Consider the following 19,356-nt stretch of genomic DNA (forward strand, 5'->3'; position numbering starts at 1 on the left):
ATGGTCAGCACACCCACACGTCCCGCGGCCGCCCGGCAGCGGGCGGGGGAGAAGGCCGGACCGGGTGCTGCATCGACCACTCCCGCAGCCAGGATTTCCACGGGCGGCCGGCTGCTCCGGTGGTACCGGCGCTTCTGGTCCGCCCTCGAGGGAAACGGCAAGTCGCGCAACGGCTCCACCTACTACCTCATCCTGGGCACCACGCTGGCCCTAACGGCCATCGGGATCATGATGGTGCTCTCGGCGTCCAGCGTGGAGGCCATTGCTGCGGGCGAGTCGCCCTACACCGCAGCCCTCAAACAGGGGCTGTTCGCCGGTATCGGCACCTTCTGCATGTTCATGCTTTCGCGGATCAACGTGGTGTGGCTAAAGCGGCTCGCATGGCCCGGCATCATCATCGCCTACGCCCTGCTGGGGCTCGTGCTGGTCATCGGCACCAGCGTCAACGGCAACAAGAACTGGATCGACATCGGCGGGGTCTTCACCCTGCAGCCCTCCGAGGCAGCCAAGCTTGCCCTGGCCCTGTGGATGGCCACCGTGCTGGCCAAGAAGGCGTCCCTGCTGCACCAGTGGGGACACGCCGTGGTCCCGGTGGTACCCATAGCCGGGGGGATCATCGGACTGGTCCTGATCGGCAACGACCTCGGCACCGGCATGATCATCATGCTTATCACGGCCGCGGCCCTGTTCTTCGCCGGCGTGCGCCTGTACCTGTTCGGTTTCGCGGCCGTGGGCCTCGGCGCCGTCATCGCGTTCATGGCCATGACCAGCTCCAACCGGGTCTGCCGCATCACCTCGTGGTGGACCGGCCAGAGCTGCGGCGACGGCATCGACGCCAACTACCAGTCCACCAACGGCCTCTACGGGCTGGCGTCGGGCGGCTGGTTCGGCGTCGGGCTCGGCCAGAGCCGGCAGAAATACAGCTGGATCCCCGAGGCCCACAACGACTTTATCTTCGCCATCATCGGTGAGGAACTCGGGCTGGTGGGGACCGTCGTCGTACTTGTCCTCTTCGCCATCCTGGGCGCCGCCATCTACCGCGTGGTGGTGGCACAGGAGGACCTGTTCCACCGGGTCCTGGCCGGAACCATCATGGTGTGGCTGCTGGGCCAGGGAACGGTCAACATGGCCGTGGTCACCGGCCTGATGCCGGTGATCGGCGTTCCGCTGCCGTTCATCTCCTACGGCGGCTCGGCGCTGCTGATGTCGCTCTGCGCGATCGGCGTAGTGTTGTCACTGGCCCGCGAACAGATGGCGCCCAACATCCGGCCCCGCAAACTGCTCGGCCCGTGGCGGTTGCCCGGGCGCAAGAAATCCCGTACGAAAGCGTAAACCAGCACCTGATGAAAACCGAGTCATTGTCCGTGGTCCTCGCCGGCGGCGGAACAGCAGGCCATATCAACCCGCTGCTGGCCATCGCCGCCGCCATCCGCGATGCCCGCCCCGGCGCACGGCTGCTCGCTGTCGGAACAGCCGCCGGCATGGAAACCAGGCTCGTCCCGGCCGCCGGCCTCGAACTGGCCACCATCGACCGTGTCCCGTTCCCGCGGAAGCCCTCCGCAGACCTGCTCCGCCTTCCGGGCCGTCTCGCCGGCGCCGTGCGCCAGGCCGGCCGCATCCTCGACGACGCCGGCGCGGACGTCCTCGTGGGCGTGGGCGGCTACGTCTGCACGCCCATGTACCTCGCTGCCTGGCGGCGGAAGATCCCCATCGTCATCCACGAAGCCAACACCCGCCCGGGCCTGGCCAACCGGGTCGGAGCGCGGTTGAGCCGGCACGTGGCCGTGGCCTTTGCCGGCACCCCGCTGCGCAACGCCCGCCACGTGGGCATGCCCATGCGCCGGGAGGTGTCCGCCCTGGTCAGGGCAACGGCGCGGAGCGGGGCCCTGCAAAGCCTGGACCTGGAGCCCGAGCGGCCGGTGCTCATCGTTACCGGAGGCTCGTCGGGGGCACAGAGCATCAACCGCACCGTGGCGGCGTCACTTGAAGCGCTGTCCAGGGCCGGCGTCCAGACCATCCACATCACCGGCCGCGGCAAGTCCGTGACGGATTCAGACGGCAATGCGCTGAGCGCCGACGGCTACCGGCAGCTTGAGTACGTTGACGGCATGGAAACCGTGTACGCCGCGGCTGACCTGCTGCTCGCCCGCTCCGGCGCGGCCACCGTCAGCGAGGTCGCCGCCGTCGGCGTTCCCGCGGTCTTCGTGCCGCTGCCGATAGGCAACGGCGAGCAGGCGCTGAACGCCCGCGGACTTGTGGATGCGGGCGGCGCCCTGCTGGTGGCGGACCGGGACTTCACTCCCGAGTGGGTCCGCACCAGCCTCATCCCGCTGTTGACCGACCGTTCCCGCCTCGAGGCGATGGCGGCCAATGCGGAGAACCTCGGCATCCGAAATGCCGACCAGCTCATGGCCGACCTCGTACTGGAAGCGGTATCCAAATGACCACCAATGCAGCACCCAGCCAGGAAGCACTGGGCCGCGTGCACTTCATCGGAATCGGGGGCGTGGGCATGTCCGCCGTCGCCAGGATCATGGTGGCGCGCGGGATTCCCGTCAGCGGTTCAGACGCGAAGGACCTGCCGGTCATGAAGGAGCTCGCCGCGGCGGGCGCCCGGATCTGCGTCGGTTACGGTGCCGGCAACCTCGGCGACGCCCAGACCGTCGTGGCCGGATCGGCCATCCGCGCCGACAACCCCGAACTCGAGGCCGCCCGGGCCGCCGGCCTGCCCGTGCTGCACCGCTCCGAAGCCCTTGCAGCCACCATGGGGGAGGACCTCGTGGTGACGGTGGCCGGGACCCACGGGAAGTCCACCACCACGTCCATGATCACCGTCCTGCTGCAGGGCGCAGGCCTGGACCCGTCGTTCGCAATCGGTGCCAACGTGCCGGCGCTCGGCGTCAACGCGGCAAACGGCAGCTCCAAGGTGTTTGTGGCCGAGGCGGATGAATCCGACGGTTCGTTCCTGAACTACCGTCCGCAGATCGCCGTCGTCACCAATGTGGAACCGGACCACCTCGATCACTACGGCACCGCTGAGGCGGTGTACGAATCCTTCGACCGGTTCACGGAACTGCTGCCCGCCGACGGCGTGCTGGTGGCCTGCGCGGACGACCCCGGTGCGCATGCGCTGGCGCTGCGCACCCGCGGGCGGGGCAACACCCGTGTTGTCCTGTACGGCACCTCCGAGGCGGCGGACATCAAGCTCGACGACGGCGGCCCCGGCAGGGTGGCCATCACGACGGCGGGGGGCCGGTTCCCGCTGGCCTTGCAGGTCCCAGGGCGGCACAATGCGCTGAACGCCGTCGCCGCCATGGCGGTGGCGCTGGAACTCGGCGTGGACGCCCAGGCCGCCGCGTCCGCCCTGGCGGGCTTCTCCGGCGCATCGCGGCGGTTCGAATACAAGGGGGAGGGCCGGGGCGTGCGGGTCTACGACGACTACGCCCACCACCCCACGGAGGTACGCGCCGCCCTGGCGGCCGCCCGGTCCGTGGCAGGCGACCACAAGGTGCATGTCCTTTTCCAGCCGCACCTGTTCTCCCGGACCCGGGAGTTTGCCACTGAGTTCGCCGACGCGCTCAATGCTGCGGACACTGCCCTGGTGCTCGACATCTACCCGGCCCGCGAGGATCCCATCCCCGGCGTAACCAGCGCCCTCATCACCGAGCACCTCGGTGCCGGCGGCAGCCTGGTCGGGGCGGGCGAGGAGGCTGTTGCCGCCCTGGCCGCAGCCGCCCAGCCGGGGGACATCATCCTCACTGCGGGCGCCGGGGACGTCACCGCTTACGGGCCGCTCATCGTGGAGTCCCTCGGTGGCTAGCACCCGGCGCCCCACCTACCGTCCAGCCAAGCCCGCTGCGCGGGACAGTGGTGCCGGCCGGGACACTGGCGCGGCCCGGGACGACGGCACCCGGTCCGACGGTGGCAGGCGGGACACCGGCACCCGGCCCGACCGCGAGGTGAACACCGGCACCCGGTCCGACGGCGGCCAGCCGGCCGTGATCACCGCCTCCAAAGGTGTCCCGGAGGGTAACGCGCAGGAGACGGCACAGGGCAGCAGGCCGAAGGGCAAGGGGCAGGACAAGCCCGCGAAGTCGCCCTGGCCACGGCTGAAAGGCCGGGGACCTGCCAAGCCGGGCGCCACAGCGACCCGGGCTGCAGGATCGGACAAAACAGGATCGGACAAGACACGGCCGGACAGAACAGGGCCGGACAATGTGCTGGCCTTTCCCGAGCCGCGGGGCCGGCGCATAAGGCGCAACCTCATCGTTGCGGCGTGTGTCACTGCTGCCCTCGTTGCGGGGCTGATCGTTGCTGCCATCTATTCCCCGGTGCTGGCTGTCCACAGCGTGAGCGTCACCGGCACCAAGCTCCTCAAACCTGCCCAGGTGCAGGCGGCGCTCAAACCGCTGCTGGGCACGCCGCTGCCACAGGTCAGCGACGAGGACGTCAACTCGCTGCTGAAGCCGCTCGTCCAGATCAAATCCGTCACCACCCAGGCCCACCCGCCGTCCGTGCTCGTGGTGCAGGTCCAGGAACGCGTGCCTGTTGCCCTGGTGAAGCGCGGCAACGAATTCATGCTTGTGGACGTCGACGGCGTGAGGCTGGGCACCACCGCAGACGCGGCTTCCGTGAAGCTGCCGGTGATTGACGGCGGCGCAGGAACGATCGGCAAGGACCTGTTCCAGGCCACGGCCGAAGTCCTCGGCGCGCTTCCGGCCAATGTGCTCGCCAAGCTCTCCAACGCCTCCGCCAAGTCCGTGGACGCGGTGGAGCTGAAGCTGCTGGACGGCCAGACCGTCATCTGGGGCAATTCGGGGGAGAAGGAGCTCAAGGCGCGGGTGCTTGAGGCGCTGCTTAAAGTGCCGGCCGATCCCGCGAACCCGGTCAATACCTACGATGTGAGCGTGCCGCGACACCCGGTGACGCGGTGAGCCACTGTATTTCACAGGGATTAGGACGACACGCGGTGGCGGTTATTGAATGTAGCCAGCATAGGAAATAGCGTCACAGACGTGAGTTACTTGACATAACTATAACCTTCAACTGGAACGTTAAGGTTCAGGGCTTCAAGCTCGACTCCATCAGATTTCGCAATAGGACACTAACAAGGGACACGTAACGTGGCAGCTCCGCAGAATTACTTGGCCGTCATCAAGGTCGTCGGCATCGGCGGCGGTGGCGTGAACGCAGTCAACCGCATGATCGAGGTGGGTCTCCGCGGTGTCGAATTCATAGCTATTAACACCGATGCCCAGGCCCTGCTGATGAGCGATGCCGACGTCAAGCTCGACGTCGGACGGGAACTGACGCGCGGGCTGGGTGCCGGGGCCAACCCGGAGGTCGGCAAGCAGGCCGCCGAGGACCACGCCGACGAGATCGAGGAAGTCCTCCGCGGTGCTGACATGGTCTTCGTGACCGCAGGTGAAGGCGGTGGCACCGGAACCGGCGGCGCGCCGGTTGTCGCCCGCATTGCGCGCTCCCTTGGCGCCTTGACCATCGGCGTTGTCACGCGTCCGTTCACCTTCGAGGGCCGGCGCCGTGCCGGCTCCGCCGAGGCGGGCATCGACGCCCTCCGCGACGAGGTGGACACCCTCATCGTGATCCCCAACGACCGCCTGCTGTCCATCAGCGACCGCAACGTCTCCGTCCTGGACGCCTTCCGCTCCGCTGACCAGGTCCTGCTGTCCGGTGTCCAGGGCATCACGGACCTCATCACCACGCCCGGCCTGATCAACCTTGACTTCGCCGACGTGAAATCCGTCATGCAGGGCGCAGGCTCGGCCCTGATGGGCATCGGTTCCGCCCGCGGCGAGGACCGCGCGGTCAAGGCCGCCGAACTTGCCATCGCCTCCCCGCTGCTGGAAGCCAGCATCGACGGCGCCCACGGCGTCCTGCTGTCCATCCAGGGCGGCTCCGACCTCGGCCTGTTCGAGATCAACGAGGCTGCGCGCCTGGTGCAGGAAGTTGCCCACCCCGAGGCCAACATCATCTTCGGTGCTGTCATCGACGACGCCCTGGGCGACGAGGCCCGCGTCACCGTCATCGCGGCCGGCTTCGACGACGTCAAAGCCACCTCGCCGTCCATGGACCAGTCGCAGCCGCAGGTTGCGCCGCAGCGCCCTGCCGTGCCGGCGGCCGCTCCGCAGAGCCAGCCGTCCGCGGGCAGCCAGCAGGTCCACGTCCAGCCCGTGCACGCCGGTGTCGGTGCAGGTCTCAGCAGCTGGGGGCAGCAGCGCCCGGCAGCTGTCCCTGCCGACTCCGGATTCGACGTCGACCTTCCGTCGGTGGTTGAGCCTGACCTCACCGGCAGCCGGTCTGACGACCTGGACGTTCCCGATTTCCTGAAGTAGGAGGCAGCCGGGCGGGTCCCCGCCCGGCCGCTGACCCGTTTCCTGACCCTGCTAGCCGGAGTTCCGATTGTTTTTGTGGCGTGCTGAAGTGCAGCCTGGCGTGTCCGTGGCGTTCACCGACACGAATGCCGGCAATATCGCCCTGCACGTGGGTGACGACCCCGGTGCGGTACTTCGCCGCCGGGTCCAGTTGGAGCACGCCGCCGGCGTCGCGCCACGCAGGTTCCAGTACATGAACCAGGTCCACGGCAACGAAGTGTCCCTTGTTGTTGAATCTGGTGTAGTTGCTGATTCCGGTGCTGTCGCTGAGTCGGGTCCAGGTTTTGAAGCTGACCCGGCTGCAGGTGCTCCGCAGGCGCCGACTGCGGACGCCCTGGTGTCCCTCGGCAAGCCGCTTGCCGTGATGGTGGCGGACTGCATTCCGCTGGTCCTCGTGGGTGCAGGGGCTTCCGGCCCCGTGCTGGCTGCTGTGCATGCCGGGCGCCCTGGCCTGTTCTCCGGGGTCATTCCGGCTGCGGTGGAACGGATGCGCGCCTCCGGCGCCACGGACATCCGGGCCTGGTTGGGCCCTTCCGTCTGCGGGAAGTGCTATGAGGTGCCCGCCGAGCTCCGGGACGAGGTCTCCGCCGTCCTGCCTTCCGCTTGGTCAACCACCACTTGGGGAACGCCGGCGCTCGACCTGCCCGGCGGCGCCGCCAGCCAGCTTGACGCCCTTGGCGTTCCCATCGAGTACCGGGGGCCCTGCACGCTTGAAAACGAATCCTTGTTTTCCCACCGCCGCGACTCCCGGTCCGGCAGGTTCGCCGGACTGGTGTGGACCCATGACTGAAAGCCCGGCGTCCGGGGATGCCCGGACGGTACAGCTGCAGGAGCGACTCGACGCCGTCCGGCAGCGCATCGACCGCGCTGCCACGGCGGCCGGCCGCCACGAAAACCCGCCGCGCCTGATTGTGGTCAGCAAGTTCCACCCGGCCGACGACGTCCGCCGGCTGGCAGCGCTCGGCGTGAAGGATTTCGGCGAGAACCGGGACCAGGAGGCCTCCGCGAAAGCCGAGGAACTCGAGGCCCTGGACCTCACCTGGCATTTCGTGGGCCAGCTCCAGAGCAAGAAGTCCAAGACGGTGGTCCGGTACGCGTCTGCCGTGCACTCGGTGGACCGCTCCCAGCTCGTAACCGCCCTGGAGCGGGCCATGGCCGGCCAGCAGGAGCTCACCGGCCGGGCCGACCTGGACTGTTTCATCCAGGTGAGCCTGGAAGATGACGCCGGAGCCCACCGTGGCGGGGCGGCGCCCGCCGAGGTGACGCACCTGGCGGAGCAGCTCGAGGCCGCTGGCGGCCTGCGCCTGGCAGGTGTCATGGCGGTGGCGCCGCTCGGGGCGGACCCCGACCGGGCCTTTGAGAAACTGCTGGGCATATCAACAGGCCTGCAGCGGGATTTCCCCGGCGCTACGGGGATTTCGGCCGGCATGAGCCAGGACCTGGAAGCAGCTGTCCGTTTCGGTGCGACACACCTCCGAATTGGCTCAGATATTCTCGGTTCCCGCCCGACCGTGCGGTAGCGTCTGTCGTATTGGAAGTGAATGGCGGGGATTCCAATGCTGTCTTGACCCTTGGGCGGCCCGCTTACGGACACGATTAGGAGTCGACCATGGCTGGCGCTCTGCGCAAGACAATGATCTATCTTGGGCTCGCCGACGGCGATGAACACTACGAGTCTGAGCTTTCCACCCAGCAAAAGGACGAGGACAACCCAATGGAGCATGACCGTGAAGAGCGCCGCGCGCCTGCGCCGCTCCGAGAGGTCACCCGTGAAGTGCCACCAGCTGCCGAAGAGGAATACCGCGCACCCGTGACACCCATCAAGCGTGCGGCATCGAGCCGCGAAGAGACCACCGGGCTTCGGCAGATCACCACGATCCACCCGCGCTCCTACAACGACGCCAAGCTCATCGGCGAAAGCTTCCGTGACGGCATCCCCGTCATCATGAACGTGACGGACATGGGGGAGGCGGACGCAAAGCGGCTTGTCGACTTTTCCGCCGGCCTCGTCTTCGGTCTGCGCGGAAGCATCGAGCGCGTGACGAACAAGGTTTTCCTGCTGTCGCCGTCTTACGTTGAAGTCATCGGAGATGACAAGAAAGCCAGCGAGGCCACCGCCAGCTTCTTCAACCAAAGCTAAAAATCGGCTCTTCGGATGCCAGGCAGGGACGCACCTGCCTGGCATCCGTGCTGAAATAGGGGAGCAGCACAATCAGGCAGGAATCCCAGGGCACGGAAGTGTCCGCGATGAACATGGAGACAATGGGTTAGCTCATGGGAATACTATTCGGGCTCGTCTATATCGTCCTGCTGTTCATTTTCGTCGCTTTGATTGTCCGCCTGGTCTTTGACTGGGTTCAGATGTTCGCGCGGGAATGGCGTCCCCGCGGGGTAGCATTGGTGGCGGCTCATGCGGTCTACTCGATGACCGATCCGCCACTGAAGGTTCTGCGGCGGCTCATCCCGCCGCTGCGGCTGGGCGGCGTCTCACTGGACCTCGGGTTTCTGGTGCTGTTCATCGGCCTGAGCATCGCCATGGCGATCACTAAGTCATTTGCATAACTCCATATCAGCTTGCCGCGCCGGGGCCCGATCCGTTCCCCGGGCGCGGAAGACCTTTTATTTGACGCCACGGTGTTGAATTAGAGGAACCAGACCATATTTAGGTACCGTAGTTTTGACGGCCGGAAGGCCTCCTGACGAACTAGACCAACGAGGTGACCAGATGGCTTTGACGCCAGAAGACGTTGTCAACAAGCGCTTTCAGCCGACCAAGTTCCGCGAAGGCTATGACCAGGATGAAGTTGACGACTTCCTGGACGAGATCGTCGTCGAACTGCGGCGCCTGAACCAGGAGAACGAAGAACTTCGCAAGAAGCTCGCCGAAGGCGGTTCCGGATCGCCGGCTGCCACCTCCGCCGTCGCCCCTGTCGTTGAGAAGGTCCCCGCGCCGTCCAAGTCCGAGAAGGACGAAGCGCGCGCGAAGGCCGAAGCCGAGGCCAAGGCTGCCGAGGCTGCGAAGAAGAAGGAAGCCGAGCAGGCCGCACCGGTCCCTGCCCCGGCACCCGCCGTCACCAGCAGCAACGTCTCCGAGTCCGCTGCCGGCCTGCTGGCCATGGCGCAGCAGATGCACGATCGCCACGTGGCCGAGGGCCAGCAGCAGCGCGACAAGATCATCGCAGAAGCTCAGATCGAAGCCAGCAGCCTGGTCAACGACGCGCAGGAGAAGTCCCGCAAGATTCTCGGCGCCCTGGAGCAGCAGCGTTCCGTTCTGGAGCGCAAGGTTGAGCAGCTGCGCGGCTTCGAACGCGACTACCGCTCACGCCTGAAGGCCTACATCGAGGGCCAGCTGCGCGACCTGGACGCCCGTGGTTCCGTTGCCGCCCCCGAGGTTGGCGAAAGCAGCAGCGCCGCCGTTTAGCACGTATTCTGAAGGCCGGTGGCTGAGGATTCCTCGGCCACCGGCCTTTGCCATTAACGACGGTTCCCGAATGAAAGCACCATGACTGACGACCTTGCCGCTGACGCAGCGCATCCAGCTTCATCATCACCGCGGCGCCGGCGCGGCCTTCTGCTGTCCGTGTTCGCAGGACTGGCGGTTTTCGCCTATGTCTTCGACCAGCTGACCAAACTGTGGGTGACCAGCACCATGGTGGAGGGCGAACGAATTCCGGTGCTGCCCCCGCTGCTGCATTGGTACTACATCCGGAACTCCGGCGCCGCGTTCTCCATCGGCGAGAACGTGACCTGGGTGTTCACGATAATCATGGTGGTGGTTGCCGCCGCCATCCTGTTCCAGCTCCGCAAGCTCGGATCCACGTGGTGGGCGCTGGCACTGGGGCTGCTGTTCGGCGGCGCCCTGGGAAACCTGACGGACCGCCTGTTCCGGGACCCGTCCTTCGGCATGGGGCACGTGGTGGACTTCATCCAGCTGCCTAACTTTGCGATATTCAACATCGCCGACTCCGCCGTCGTGTCGTCCGTGGTCATCATTTGCCTGCTGACCCTGCGGGGGATCGCCCTTGACGGATCGCACCACAGCGTCGAGAAGCGTAACGGGACCGACGATGTCTGAGCGCGTGGTGGTGCCCGAGGAGCTGGACGGGACCCGCGTGGACGCCGGCCTGGCGAAGCTGATGGGCATGTCCCGTTCGACCGCCGCCACCCTGATAGCCGAAGGCAACGTCATCAGCGGCGGCAAACCGGTGGGCAAGTCCGCCAAGCTCGCGTCCGGCACCGTGCTGCACGTGACGGTCCCCGAACGCCGGGATCCCCTTGAAGTCGTGGAGGAAGTTGTGGAAGGCCTAAAGATCCTGCTGGATGACGACGACTTTGTGGTGGTCGACAAGCCGGTCGGGGTTGCGGCGCACCCGTCCCCGGGCTGGGTGGGACCTACCGTCGTCGGCGGACTTGCCGGGGCCGGCTACCGCATTTCCACCTCCGGTTCCGCCGAGCGCGCCGGCATTGTCCACCGCCTCGACGTCGGGACCTCCGGGGTCATGGTGGTGGCCAAGACAGAACCCGCCTACACCGCCCTCAAGCGGGCGTTCAAGGAACGCACCGTGGATAAGGTCTACCACGCAGTGGTCCAAGGGCTGCCGGATCCCCTGGAGGGGACCATCGATGCCCCGATCGGCCGGCATCCCGGCCACGACTGGCGGTTCGCCGTCATCGAGGACGGCCGGCCATCGGTGACGCATTACGAGGTCCTCGAGGCATTTGGCAAGGCCACCCTGGTGGAGGTGCACCTGGAAACCGGCAGGACCCACCAGATCAGGGTCCATTTCGCGGCGCTCCGCCATCCGTGTGCCGGAGACCTCACCTACGGGGCAGACCCGCGGCTGGCCGCTACCCTAGGGCTCACCCGGCAGTGGCTGCACGCCCGTGAACTGGGCTTTGACCACCCGCGCACCGGTGAACGCGTCACCGTGACCAGCGAGTACCCGGAGGACCTCGCCTACGCATTGGAAGTCCTGGGCACGGGCAAGGCCTGAGCCGGCGGCATGCCGACTCTAATTGTCAGGGGCTCGGCACTAGAATGGTCCGGTGACTTCCAGCAATGACTCGTTCGTACATCTTCACACCCACACCGAGTACTCGATGCTGGACGGCGCCGCCAGGCTCGGCGAGCTGTTCGACGAAACCGAGCGGCTGGGGATGCCCGCCCTGGCAACGACGGACCACGGCTACCTCTTCGGTGCCTTTGACTTCTGGAAGAAAGCCACAGACAAGGGCATCAAGCCCATCATCGGCGTCGAAGCCTATGTGACTCCCGGAACCGCGCGCGGCGACAAGAGCAGGGTCCGCTGGGGTGATGAAAGCCAGCGCAAGGACGACGTCTCCGGCGGCGGCTCCTACACCCACATGACCCTGCTGAGCTACAACAACGTAGGCATGCGGAACCTTTTCCGCGCCTCGTCGATCGCCTCCCTGGATTCGGTCTTCGGCAAGTGGCCGCGGCTGGACCGCGAGCTGCTGAACACCTATTCCGAAGGGCTTATCGCCACCACTGGCTGCCCCTCCGGCGAGGTCCAGACCCGGCTGCGGCTCGGCCAGTACCGCGAAGCCCTGGAAGCCGCTGCGGAGTTCCGGGACATCTTCGGCGCGGAGAACTACTTCTGCGAACTCATGGACCATGGCCTGGACATTGAACGCCGGGTCACCGGTGACCTCCTGCGGCTCGCCAAGGAACTGAACCTCCCGCTCGTAGCCACCAACGACCTCCACTACACCCACGAGCATGACGCCAAGGCACACGAGGCCCTGCTGGCCATCCAGTCCGGCTCGACGCTCCTGGAACCCACCTACGACAACGGCGGCTCCCGTTTCGCGTTCTCCGGCAGCGGTTACTACCTGAAGTCGCCGCAGGAAATGCGCGAGCTGTTCCGCGACCATCCCGACGCGTGCGACAACACTCTCCTCATCGCCGAGCGGTGCGAGGTGTCCTTCAACACCGGTGCCAACTACATGCCCCGGTTCCCCTGCCCCGAGGGCGAGGACGAAACGTCCTGGCTGGTCAAGGAAGTCGACAAGGGCCTCCACTACCGGTACCCCCAGGGCATACCGGACAAGGTCCGCAAGCAGGCCGACTACGAGCTGGAAGTCATCACCTCGATGGGCTTCCCGGGCTACTTCCTCGTGGTGGCCGACTTCATCAACTGGGCCAAGAACAACGGCATCCGGGTGGGCCCCGGACGTGGCTCGGGTGCAGGGTCCATGGTGGCCTACGCCATGCGCATCACCGACCTTGATCCGCTGCACCACGGCCTGATCTTCGAGCGGTTCCTGAACCCGGACCGCGTCTCCATGCCTGACTTCGACGTGGACTTCGATGACCGGCGCCGCCCCGAGGTCATCGATTATGTGACCCGGAAGTACGGCGACGAGCGCGTGGCCATGATCGTCACGTACGGCACCATCAAAACCAAGCAGGCACTCAAGGACTCCTCGCGCGTCCTCGGCTATCCCTTCAGCATGGGCGAGACGCTGACCAAGGCACTGCCGCCTGCCGTGATGGCGAAGGATATTCCGCTTGCGGACATCCAGAACAAGGATGCCAAGCGCTACAGCGAGGCAGGGGATTTCCGGCAGCTGATCAGCACGGATCCCGAGGCCGCCAAGGTTTTCGAGACCGCACTGGGCATCGAGGGCCTGAAGCGGCAATGGGGCGTGCACGCGGCCGGCGTGATCATGTCCTCGGACCCCATCATCGACGTCATCCCGATCATGCGCCGCTTCCAGGACGGCCAGGTCATCACCCAGTTCGACTATCCGACGTCCGAGGGCCTCGGCCTGATCAAGATGGACTTCCTCGGGCTGCGAAACCTGACGATCATTTCCGACGCCCTGGAAAACATCAAGATGAACCGGGGCGTCGACCTGGACCTCGAAACCCTCGCCCTGGATGACGCGGCATCCTACGAGCTGCTGGCCCGTGGTGACACGCTGGGCGTGTTCCAGCTCGACGGCGGTCCCATGCGCTCCCTCCTGAAGCTCATGAAGCCCGACAACTTCGAGGACATCTCCGCGGTGCTGGCGCTGTACCGGCCGGGCCCCATGGGCGCCAACGCGCACACCGACTACGCCCTGCGCAAGAACGGGATCCAGGAGGTCATCCCGATCCACCCGGAGCTTGAGGAACCCCTCGCCGAGATCCTTGGCGGCACCTACGGCCTGATCGTGTACCAGGAGCAGGTTATGGCTGTCGCGCAGAAGCTTGCCGGCTATACCCTTGGCCAGGCCGACATCCTGCGCCGCGCCATGGGTAAGAAGAAGAAGTCCGAGCTGGACAAGCAGTTTGCCGGCTTTTCGCAGGGCATGCAGGACAACGGCTACTCCATGGAGGCCGTCAAGACCCTCTGGGACATCCTGCTGCCCTTCTCCGACTACGCCTTCAACAAGGCGCACTCGGCGGCATACGGCGTGATCTCGTACTGGACGGCGTACCTGAAGGCGCACTACGCGCCGGAGTACATGGCCGCGCTGCTGACCTCGGTCGGCGACGACAAGGACAAATCGGCGATCTACCTCAACGAGTGCCGCCGCATGGGCATCACGGTGCTGCCGCCGGACGTCAACGAGTCGGCCCTGAACTTCACCCCGGTGGGGGAGGACATCCGCTTCGGCATGGGCGCCATCCGCAATGTCGGCGTCAACGTGGTCGAGGCCATGGTGGCCGCCCGGGAAAAGGAAGGCGCCTACACCTCCTTCAAGGACTACCTCATGAAGGTGCCGGCCGTGGTATGCAACAAGCGCACCATCGAATCGCTGATCAAGGCCGGAGCCTTTGACTCGCTGGGCCACCACCGCCGCGCGCTGGCCATGGTCCACGAAGAGGCCATCGACTCCGTCATCACCCTCAAGCGCAACGAGGCAATCGGCCAGTTCGATCTCTTTGCCGGCTTCGACGAGGCCGAGTCCGAGTCCTCGCTCAGCATCGAAATCCCCGACCTGCCGGAATGGGAGAAGAAGGACAAGCTCGCGTTCGAGCGGGACATGCTGGGCCTGTACGTTTCAGACCACCCGCTGCAGGGCCTGGAAGGCGTCCTGAGCCAGCACGCCGACCAGTCCATCACCTCAATCATCGCTGAGGACGGGCCGCATGACGGCGCCATCGTCACGATCGCGGGCATGATCACCTCACTGAGCCGCCGGATCGCGAAGGCCAGCGGCAACGCCTACGCCCGGGCGGAGATCGAGGACCTTGGCGGTTCCATGGAGGTCATGTTCTTCGGCCAGGTCTACGGCCCGATTGCCTCGGTTCTCGCCGAGGACCTGATCGTGGTGGTCAAGGGCCGGCTGCAGCGGCGGGACGACGGTGCCGTGACCCTGAACTGCATGGAGCTCTCCGTCCCGGACCTCAGCCAGGGCACCAACGGGCCGCTGGTGATCACCATGCCCACGCACAAGGCCACCGAGGCCGTGGTCACGGAATTGGGGGATGTGCTGCGCAACCACCGGGGCAACTCCGAGGTCCGGGTGAACCTGCAGGGCGACAGCCGGATCGAGGTCATGGCGCTTCCGGTGCAGCTGCGGGTGAATCCGAACCCGTCGCTGTTCGGGGACCTGAAGGTGCTGCTGGGCCCGGCCTGCCTGGACGCCTAGGTGCCCTGCCGCCTAGGCTTCCCTGCCGGGACGGCTGGATCGCGCAGCCGTTCAGATTTCGTAGTCGAGCGGAACGGGTTGCCCGTAGGTTCCGGAGTGGTAGAGCAACGGTGAGCCGTCCTCGCCGACCTGGCCTTCCACCACTTCGACCACCACGACGGCGTTGTTCTCGAAGGACAGGCGCATCTGGATCTTGCCGATCAGCCAGCCGGAAACGTCCTTGAGGACAGGCACGTCGTAGGGCCCGTGGGCCCAGTGGTCGCCGGCGAAGCGTTCCTTGGTGCGGGCGAACCGGTCGGCCAGCTCCTGGTTCTCGAGCCCCAGCATGTGTACGCCGATGTACGCGGTGTTGGCCACCGCCGGCCACGAGCTGGAACTGCGCGCCATGTTGAAGGTGAAGCGCGGCGGTTTGGCGGAAAGCGAGGCAACGGAGGTTGCCGTGAAGCCGTAGGGGACCCCGTCGTAGTTCACGGTGATGATCGCAACGCCCGCTGCATGCCGGCGGAACATCTCCTTGAATGTGCCCTCGAAGGCGCCATCATCTGAGGTCACTGGAATCGATCTCCCTACTGCATCCGTGCCGATTGAATCTCTAGTACAAGACTATGGGGCTTCCGGGCGGATGGAGTATTCCCCTGGCGGACGGACGCGTAGCGCGGAATGCCGGCCAACATTTGTTAACGTTTCTTCATGACCCAGCCTGCACCCGTCCCTCCGGTCCGCTCCTCCGACGAGGCCCACGGCACCCGGCGGCTACCGGGCAAGGGCTGGGCGTGGGCGGCTGGAATCATCTGCGCCGGCATCCCGGCCGGCCTCCTCTGGTGGCTCCTGGCACCCGGCGGGCAAAACCTCATTTCGGGAAACTCCGCGCTCTCCTCCGGGACAAACAGCGCGGGCTGGCTGCCCCGGGACCTGGTGCTGGCGGGACTGTTTGTCTTTGCGGGCTGCCTGGTGGCCGTGCTGTTGTCCGGCCGCCGGAACGGCGGGACGCGCCGGATGCTAGTGCTGTCAGTGGCGGCCAGCGCGGCGGCGGCCGTCCTGGCCTGGCAGACCGGCGTGCTGGCGGGCCGCTGGCTGGGAGGACCGCAGGACACATCGGCGAACGCGAGCGTGGCCTTCTCGCTGCGGTCCCTGACCGTCCTTGTCCTGTGGCCCGCGGCTGTCGCCGCCGGCTTCTTCGTCCTGCGCATCATCGGCATCCTGCGTTCTTCCGTGGACCATGACCCGGACGATGACAGCGTCGACGGCCGCCTGTGACGTAACGGTATGGCGGTAACAGACGTCGGGGCGCGCGGCTGCGGCGCGTAAAATGTACGGGTGACCACTTCTCCGGACAGATCCGCACGCCCGAACACCCCCGCCGTCGACTTCCGCACCGTTGACCTGCGCGGCCGCAGTCTCAGCCTGGCCGAACTCCGCGAGGCGGTGCCCCGGGCACGGCAGCAGACAGTCGCCGACGCCGAGCAGAAGGTCACCGACATCATCACGGCCGTCCGCCAGCGCGGCTTCGCCGCCCTGGCCGACTTCGCCTTGAGGTTCGACGGCGTTGAGCAGGCCCATCCGCGCGTTCCGGCAGAGGCGCTTCAGTCAGCGCTGGACGGCCTGGACCCTGCCGTTCGTTCTGCGCTGGAAGAGTCCATCAGCCGCGCGCGCCGATTTGCGGACGGGCAGCGCCCGGCCGACGTCGACATTTCCCTGGGCGACGGCGCAGTGGTGAGCCAGAAGTGGGTGCCCGTGGCGCGCGTGGGCCTGTACGTTCCCGGCGGACTGGCGGTCTACCCGTCCTCGGTGATCATGAACGTTGTTCCCGCGCTGGCCGCAGGAGTGGAATCGATCGCACTCGCCTCGCCGCCGCAGAAGGACTTTGGCGGCCTCCCGCACCCCACCATCCTGGCCGCCGCCGCGCTGCTGGGAATTGACGAGGTGTATGCCATCGGCGGAGCCCAGGCCATCGCCGCCTTCGCCTATGGCGTGTCAGGCGAACCGGAGACCCCCGCGCTGGAACCCGTCGACGTCGTGACCGGACCCGGGAACATCTTCGTGGCCACCGCCAAGCGCCTCGTCAAGGGCGTGGTGGGGATCGACTCCGAGGCCGGCACCACGGAGATTGCCATCCTCGCGGACTCCACGGCGCGCCCCGCCTTCGTCGCCGCCGACCTGATCAGCCAGGCCGAACACGATCCGAAGGCCGCCTCGGTCCTGATCACGGATTCCGTGCAGCTCGCCGCGGAGGTCCGGGAGGAACTGGAACTGCAGGCTGCGTCCACCAAGCACAGCGAGCGTGTCCGCGAGGCACTGTCCGGCCCGCAGTCCGGCGTCGTGCTCGTCGACGGCCTCGACCAGGGCATCGCGGCATGCGACGCCTACGCGGCCGAGCACCTGGAAATCATGACGGCTGACGCCCCCGCAGTGGCCGCGCGGATCCGGAACGCTGGCGCCATTTTCGTCGGCGACTACAGCCCCGTCAGCCTCGGCGATTACTGCGCGGGGTCCAACCACGTGCTTCCCACGAGCGGCACTGCGGCGTTCTCGTCCGGGCTGAACGTGACCACATTCCTGCGCGCCATCCAAGTGATCAATTACTCGGAGGCGGCGCTGGGGCAGGTCAGCGGTCACATCGTCAGCCTGTCTGGCGCGGAGGACCTCCCGGCCCACGGCGACGCGGTCACTGTCCGGTTCCAAACCGGCCGCTGACCACTACATGTAGTCATTACCCACTACATGTAGTAATTACAGGCTTGTTATTCGGCCATATGTAGCCGTAAACTGGAGCCGAAAGAAGCATCGGTAAGCGCGCGGAAGGGTAGGGAAAGAACGTGTACTGTCCGTTTTGCCGCAACCCTGACTCGCGTGTGGTGGACAGCCGGATGGCCGACGACGGCTCCGCCATCCGCCGCCGCCGGCAGTGCCCCGAGTGCGGCCGCCGCTTCACCACCGTGGAAACCACCAGCCTCTCCGTGATCAAGCGGTCCGGCGTGGGGGAGCCCTTCAGCCGCAGCAAGGTCATTAACGGCGTCCGCAAGGCCTGCCAGGGCCGGCCCGTCAGCGAGGACGACCTCGCGATGCTGGCGCAGGAAGTCGAGGAGAACATCCGGGCGTCCGGTGCCGCGGAAATCGATGCCCACGAGGTTGGCCTGATCATCCTCGGGCCCCTGCAGAAGCTGGACAAGGTGGCCTACCTCCGGTTCGCCAGCGTCTACCAGGCCTTTGAATCGCTCGAAGACTTCGAATCCGCGATTGCGCTGCTCCGGCACGAGTCCGACGTCGACGCCAAAGAGGCGGCGGCCCCAAGGGCTGGCGGCAAGGGCTCCGAAAGCAAGGGCCCCGAGGCCAAGGCACCCGAGGCCAAGAACGCTGCAGAAAAGAACACCGCAGAAAAGAACACCGCGAAGAGCACGCTCTAAAGTCTCCGGTGGCGGCAGCGGAGGGGAAGCCGCAACCGCCACCGGCTCCAGTGCAAAACGCCGAAGGCGGCAGACCCTAGGTCTGCCGCCTTCGGCGTTTTCTGCTGGCCGCGTTAGCCGCAGCTGCCGGGTTACTTGGCCAGCTCGTGCTTGACGGCGATCTCCAAGGCAGCGCCCACGATGCCGGCCTCGTTCTTCAGCTCAGCGGGAACGATCGGGGTGCGCAACTTCAGGCGCGGCAGGTACTCGTCGGCGCGCTTGGAGATGCCGCCGCCGACGATGAAGAGTTCTGGGGAGAACAGGAATTCGACGTGGGAGAAGTAGCGCTGCAGCAGGACGCTGTACTCCTCCCAGCTGAGGCCGTCGCGTTCACGTGCCACCGCGGAGGCCTTGCTTTCGGCGTCGAAGCCGTCGATCTCCAGGTGGCCGAGTTCGGCATTGGGCACCAGGTGGCCGTTGAAGATGAACGCCGACCCGATGCCGGTGCCGAGGGTGATGACCAGGACGGTGCCGCTGATTCCCTCGCCCGCACCGTACCGGGCTTCGGCCAGGCCGGCCGCGTCGGCGTCATTGATGACCTCCACGGGGCGGCCCAGACGGGCGGTGAGCAGTGCGTCAATGTCCGTGTTGAGCCAGCTCTTGTCCACGTTGGCGGCAGAGTGGACTACGCCGTGCTGGATGATGCCGGGGAACGTCACGCCGATGGGGCTGTCAGCCTCGGGTGCGTCGGGACGTGCCGAGAGCTCCTCGACCACCTTGGCCACTACCTCGACCACCGCTTCCGGCGTGGCCGGCTGCGGGGTTGCGAGGCGGAAGCGATCGCCGATCAGTTTGCCCTTCTTCAGGTCGACGATGCCGCCCTTGATTCCGGTTCCGCCGATGTCGATGCCGATCAGCGGGGCGTTCTTGCGGGTCTTTTCGTCCTTCTTGGCCAATGGGATTCCGTTCGTGGCAGG

At 66.4% G+C, this 19,356-nt stretch carries 18 protein-coding genes; 16 read left to right on the plus strand and 2 right to left on the minus strand.

Features of this window, described 5'->3' with window-relative positions; genetic code table 11:
- From ftsW to dnaE, 13 genes are all read left to right on the plus strand, one after another.
- A complete protein-coding gene (ftsW, locus tag AC5RWD_RS14020; RefSeq protein WP_494020584.1) occupies positions 1-1,332 on the plus strand; it encodes a putative lipid II flippase FtsW in 1,332 nt (443 codons plus the stop codon).
- Positions 1,333-1,343: 11 nt separating this feature from the next.
- A complete protein-coding gene (gene murG / locus AC5RWD_RS14025) occupies positions 1,344-2,444 on the plus strand; it encodes an undecaprenyldiphospho-muramoylpentapeptide beta-N-acetylglucosaminyltransferase (RefSeq protein WP_494020585.1) in 1,101 nt (366 codons plus the stop codon).
- Complete coding sequence (gene murC / locus AC5RWD_RS14030) at positions 2,441-3,820, plus strand: UDP-N-acetylmuramate--L-alanine ligase (protein WP_494020586.1); 1,380 nt, start codon at positions 2,441-2,443, stop codon at positions 3,818-3,820. The genes murG and murC overlap by 4 nt, the downstream gene beginning before the upstream one ends.
- Positions 3,813-4,934: a cell division protein FtsQ/DivIB gene (locus AC5RWD_RS14035; RefSeq protein WP_494020587.1), complete on the plus strand. Its 1,122-nt coding sequence runs from the start codon at positions 3,813-3,815 to the stop codon at positions 4,932-4,934. Before murC ends, AC5RWD_RS14035 begins: the two co-directional genes overlap by 8 nt.
- A gap of 189 nt (positions 4,935-5,123) precedes the next feature.
- The gene (gene ftsZ, locus AC5RWD_RS14040) at positions 5,124-6,353 is read left to right on the plus strand and encodes a cell division protein FtsZ (RefSeq protein ID WP_494020588.1); all 1,230 of its coding nucleotides are present in this window, start codon (positions 5,124-5,126) and stop codon (positions 6,351-6,353) included.
- A gap of 67 nt (positions 6,354-6,420) precedes the next feature.
- Positions 6,421-7,182 carry a purine nucleoside phosphorylase YfiH/LACC1 family protein gene (locus AC5RWD_RS14045; RefSeq protein WP_494020589.1) on the plus strand — a complete coding sequence of 254 codons (762 nt, stop codon included), beginning with the start codon at positions 6,421-6,423 and terminating at the stop codon, positions 7,180-7,182.
- Positions 7,175-7,912 carry a YggS family pyridoxal phosphate-dependent enzyme gene (locus AC5RWD_RS14050; protein WP_494020590.1) on the plus strand — a complete coding sequence of 246 codons (738 nt, stop codon included), beginning with the start codon at positions 7,175-7,177 and terminating at the stop codon, positions 7,910-7,912. Before AC5RWD_RS14045 ends, AC5RWD_RS14050 begins: the two co-directional genes overlap by 8 nt.
- An 89-nt stretch (positions 7,913-8,001) precedes the next feature.
- Complete coding sequence (locus AC5RWD_RS14055) at positions 8,002-8,532, plus strand: cell division protein SepF (RefSeq protein ID WP_494020591.1); 531 nt, start codon at positions 8,002-8,004, stop codon at positions 8,530-8,532.
- Positions 8,533-8,666: 134 nt separating this feature from the next.
- Positions 8,667-8,954: a YggT family protein gene (locus AC5RWD_RS14060; RefSeq protein ID WP_494020592.1), complete on the plus strand. Its 288-nt coding sequence runs from the start codon at positions 8,667-8,669 to the stop codon at positions 8,952-8,954.
- Positions 8,955-9,117: 163 nt separating this feature from the next.
- Positions 9,118-9,813 carry a DivIVA domain-containing protein gene (locus AC5RWD_RS14065; protein WP_494020593.1) on the plus strand — a complete coding sequence of 232 codons (696 nt, stop codon included), beginning with the start codon at positions 9,118-9,120 and terminating at the stop codon, positions 9,811-9,813.
- Between the two features lie 81 nt (positions 9,814-9,894).
- Entirely contained in the window at positions 9,895-10,467 is a 573-nt protein-coding gene (gene lspA, locus AC5RWD_RS14070; protein ID WP_494020594.1) for a signal peptidase II, read from the plus strand.
- Positions 10,460-11,386 carry an RluA family pseudouridine synthase gene (locus AC5RWD_RS14075; RefSeq protein ID WP_494020595.1) on the plus strand — a complete coding sequence of 309 codons (927 nt, stop codon included), beginning with the start codon at positions 10,460-10,462 and terminating at the stop codon, positions 11,384-11,386. Before lspA ends, AC5RWD_RS14075 begins: the two co-directional genes overlap by 8 nt.
- Before the next feature lie 52 nt (positions 11,387-11,438).
- On the plus strand, positions 11,439-14,996 hold the full coding sequence (gene dnaE / locus AC5RWD_RS14080) for a DNA polymerase III subunit alpha (RefSeq protein WP_494020596.1): 3,558 nt from the start codon (positions 11,439-11,441) through the stop codon (positions 14,994-14,996).
- Between the two features lie 51 nt (positions 14,997-15,047).
- Here the strand turns inward: dnaE and AC5RWD_RS14085 are convergent, their stop codons facing one another.
- A complete protein-coding gene (locus AC5RWD_RS14085; protein ID WP_306926770.1) occupies positions 15,048-15,506 on the minus strand; it encodes a flavin reductase family protein in 459 nt (152 codons plus the stop codon).
- Between the two features lie 180 nt (positions 15,507-15,686).
- Here AC5RWD_RS14085 and AC5RWD_RS14090 point away from each other — a divergent pair, with 180 nt between their 5' ends.
- From AC5RWD_RS14090 to nrdR, 3 genes are all read left to right on the plus strand, one after another.
- The gene (locus AC5RWD_RS14090) at positions 15,687-16,253 is read left to right on the plus strand and encodes a hypothetical protein (RefSeq protein WP_494020597.1); all 567 of its coding nucleotides are present in this window, start codon (positions 15,687-15,689) and stop codon (positions 16,251-16,253) included.
- A 60-nt stretch (positions 16,254-16,313) separates the two neighbouring features.
- Positions 16,314-17,690 carry a histidinol dehydrogenase gene (hisD, locus tag AC5RWD_RS14095; RefSeq protein ID WP_494020598.1) on the plus strand — a complete coding sequence of 459 codons (1,377 nt, stop codon included), beginning with the start codon at positions 16,314-16,316 and terminating at the stop codon, positions 17,688-17,690.
- A 122-nt stretch (positions 17,691-17,812) separates the two neighbouring features.
- A complete protein-coding gene (gene nrdR, locus AC5RWD_RS14100) occupies positions 17,813-18,400 on the plus strand; it encodes a transcriptional regulator NrdR (RefSeq protein ID WP_494020599.1) in 588 nt (195 codons plus the stop codon).
- A 131-nt stretch (positions 18,401-18,531) separates the two neighbouring features.
- Here the strand turns inward: nrdR and ppgK are convergent, their stop codons facing one another.
- Positions 18,532-19,335 (minus strand): polyphosphate--glucose phosphotransferase, encoded by an 804-nt coding sequence (gene ppgK, locus AC5RWD_RS14105; protein WP_494020600.1) that lies wholly within the window; start codon positions 19,333-19,335, stop codon positions 18,532-18,534.
- Positions 19,336-19,356: the final 21 nt, after the last annotated feature.

The sequence above is a fragment of the Arthrobacter sp. CMU6 genome, from assembly GCF_059090205.1.

Bases quoted from the DNA above. Each gene is read 5' to 3' on its own strand.
- ftsW (WP_494020584.1), top strand. From the start codon at position 1: ATGGTCAGCACACCCACACGTCCCGCGGCCGCCCGGCAGCGGGCGGGG.
- murG (WP_494020585.1), top strand. From the start codon at position 1,344: ATGAAAACCGAGTCATTGTCCGTGGTCCTCGCCGGCGGCGGAACAGCA.
- AC5RWD_RS14090 (WP_494020597.1), top strand. From the start codon at position 15,687: ATGACCCAGCCTGCACCCGTCCCTCCGGTCCGCTCCTCCGACGAGGCC.
- AC5RWD_RS14060 (WP_494020592.1), top strand. From the start codon at position 8,667: ATGGGAATACTATTCGGGCTCGTCTATATCGTCCTGCTGTTCATTTTC.
- AC5RWD_RS14055 (WP_494020591.1), top strand. From the start codon at position 8,002: ATGGCTGGCGCTCTGCGCAAGACAATGATCTATCTTGGGCTCGCCGAC.
- AC5RWD_RS14075 (WP_494020595.1), top strand. From the start codon at position 10,460: ATGTCTGAGCGCGTGGTGGTGCCCGAGGAGCTGGACGGGACCCGCGTG.
- AC5RWD_RS14065 (WP_494020593.1), top strand. From the start codon at position 9,118: ATGGCTTTGACGCCAGAAGACGTTGTCAACAAGCGCTTTCAGCCGACC.
- lspA (WP_494020594.1), top strand. From the start codon at position 9,895: ATGACTGACGACCTTGCCGCTGACGCAGCGCATCCAGCTTCATCATCA.
- AC5RWD_RS14085 (WP_306926770.1), bottom strand. From the start codon at position 15,506: ATGTTCCGCCGGCATGCAGCGGGCGTTGCGATCATCACCGTGAACTAC.
- murC (WP_494020586.1), top strand. From the start codon at position 2,441: ATGACCACCAATGCAGCACCCAGCCAGGAAGCACTGGGCCGCGTGCAC.
- AC5RWD_RS14050 (WP_494020590.1), top strand. From the start codon at position 7,175: ATGACTGAAAGCCCGGCGTCCGGGGATGCCCGGACGGTACAGCTGCAG.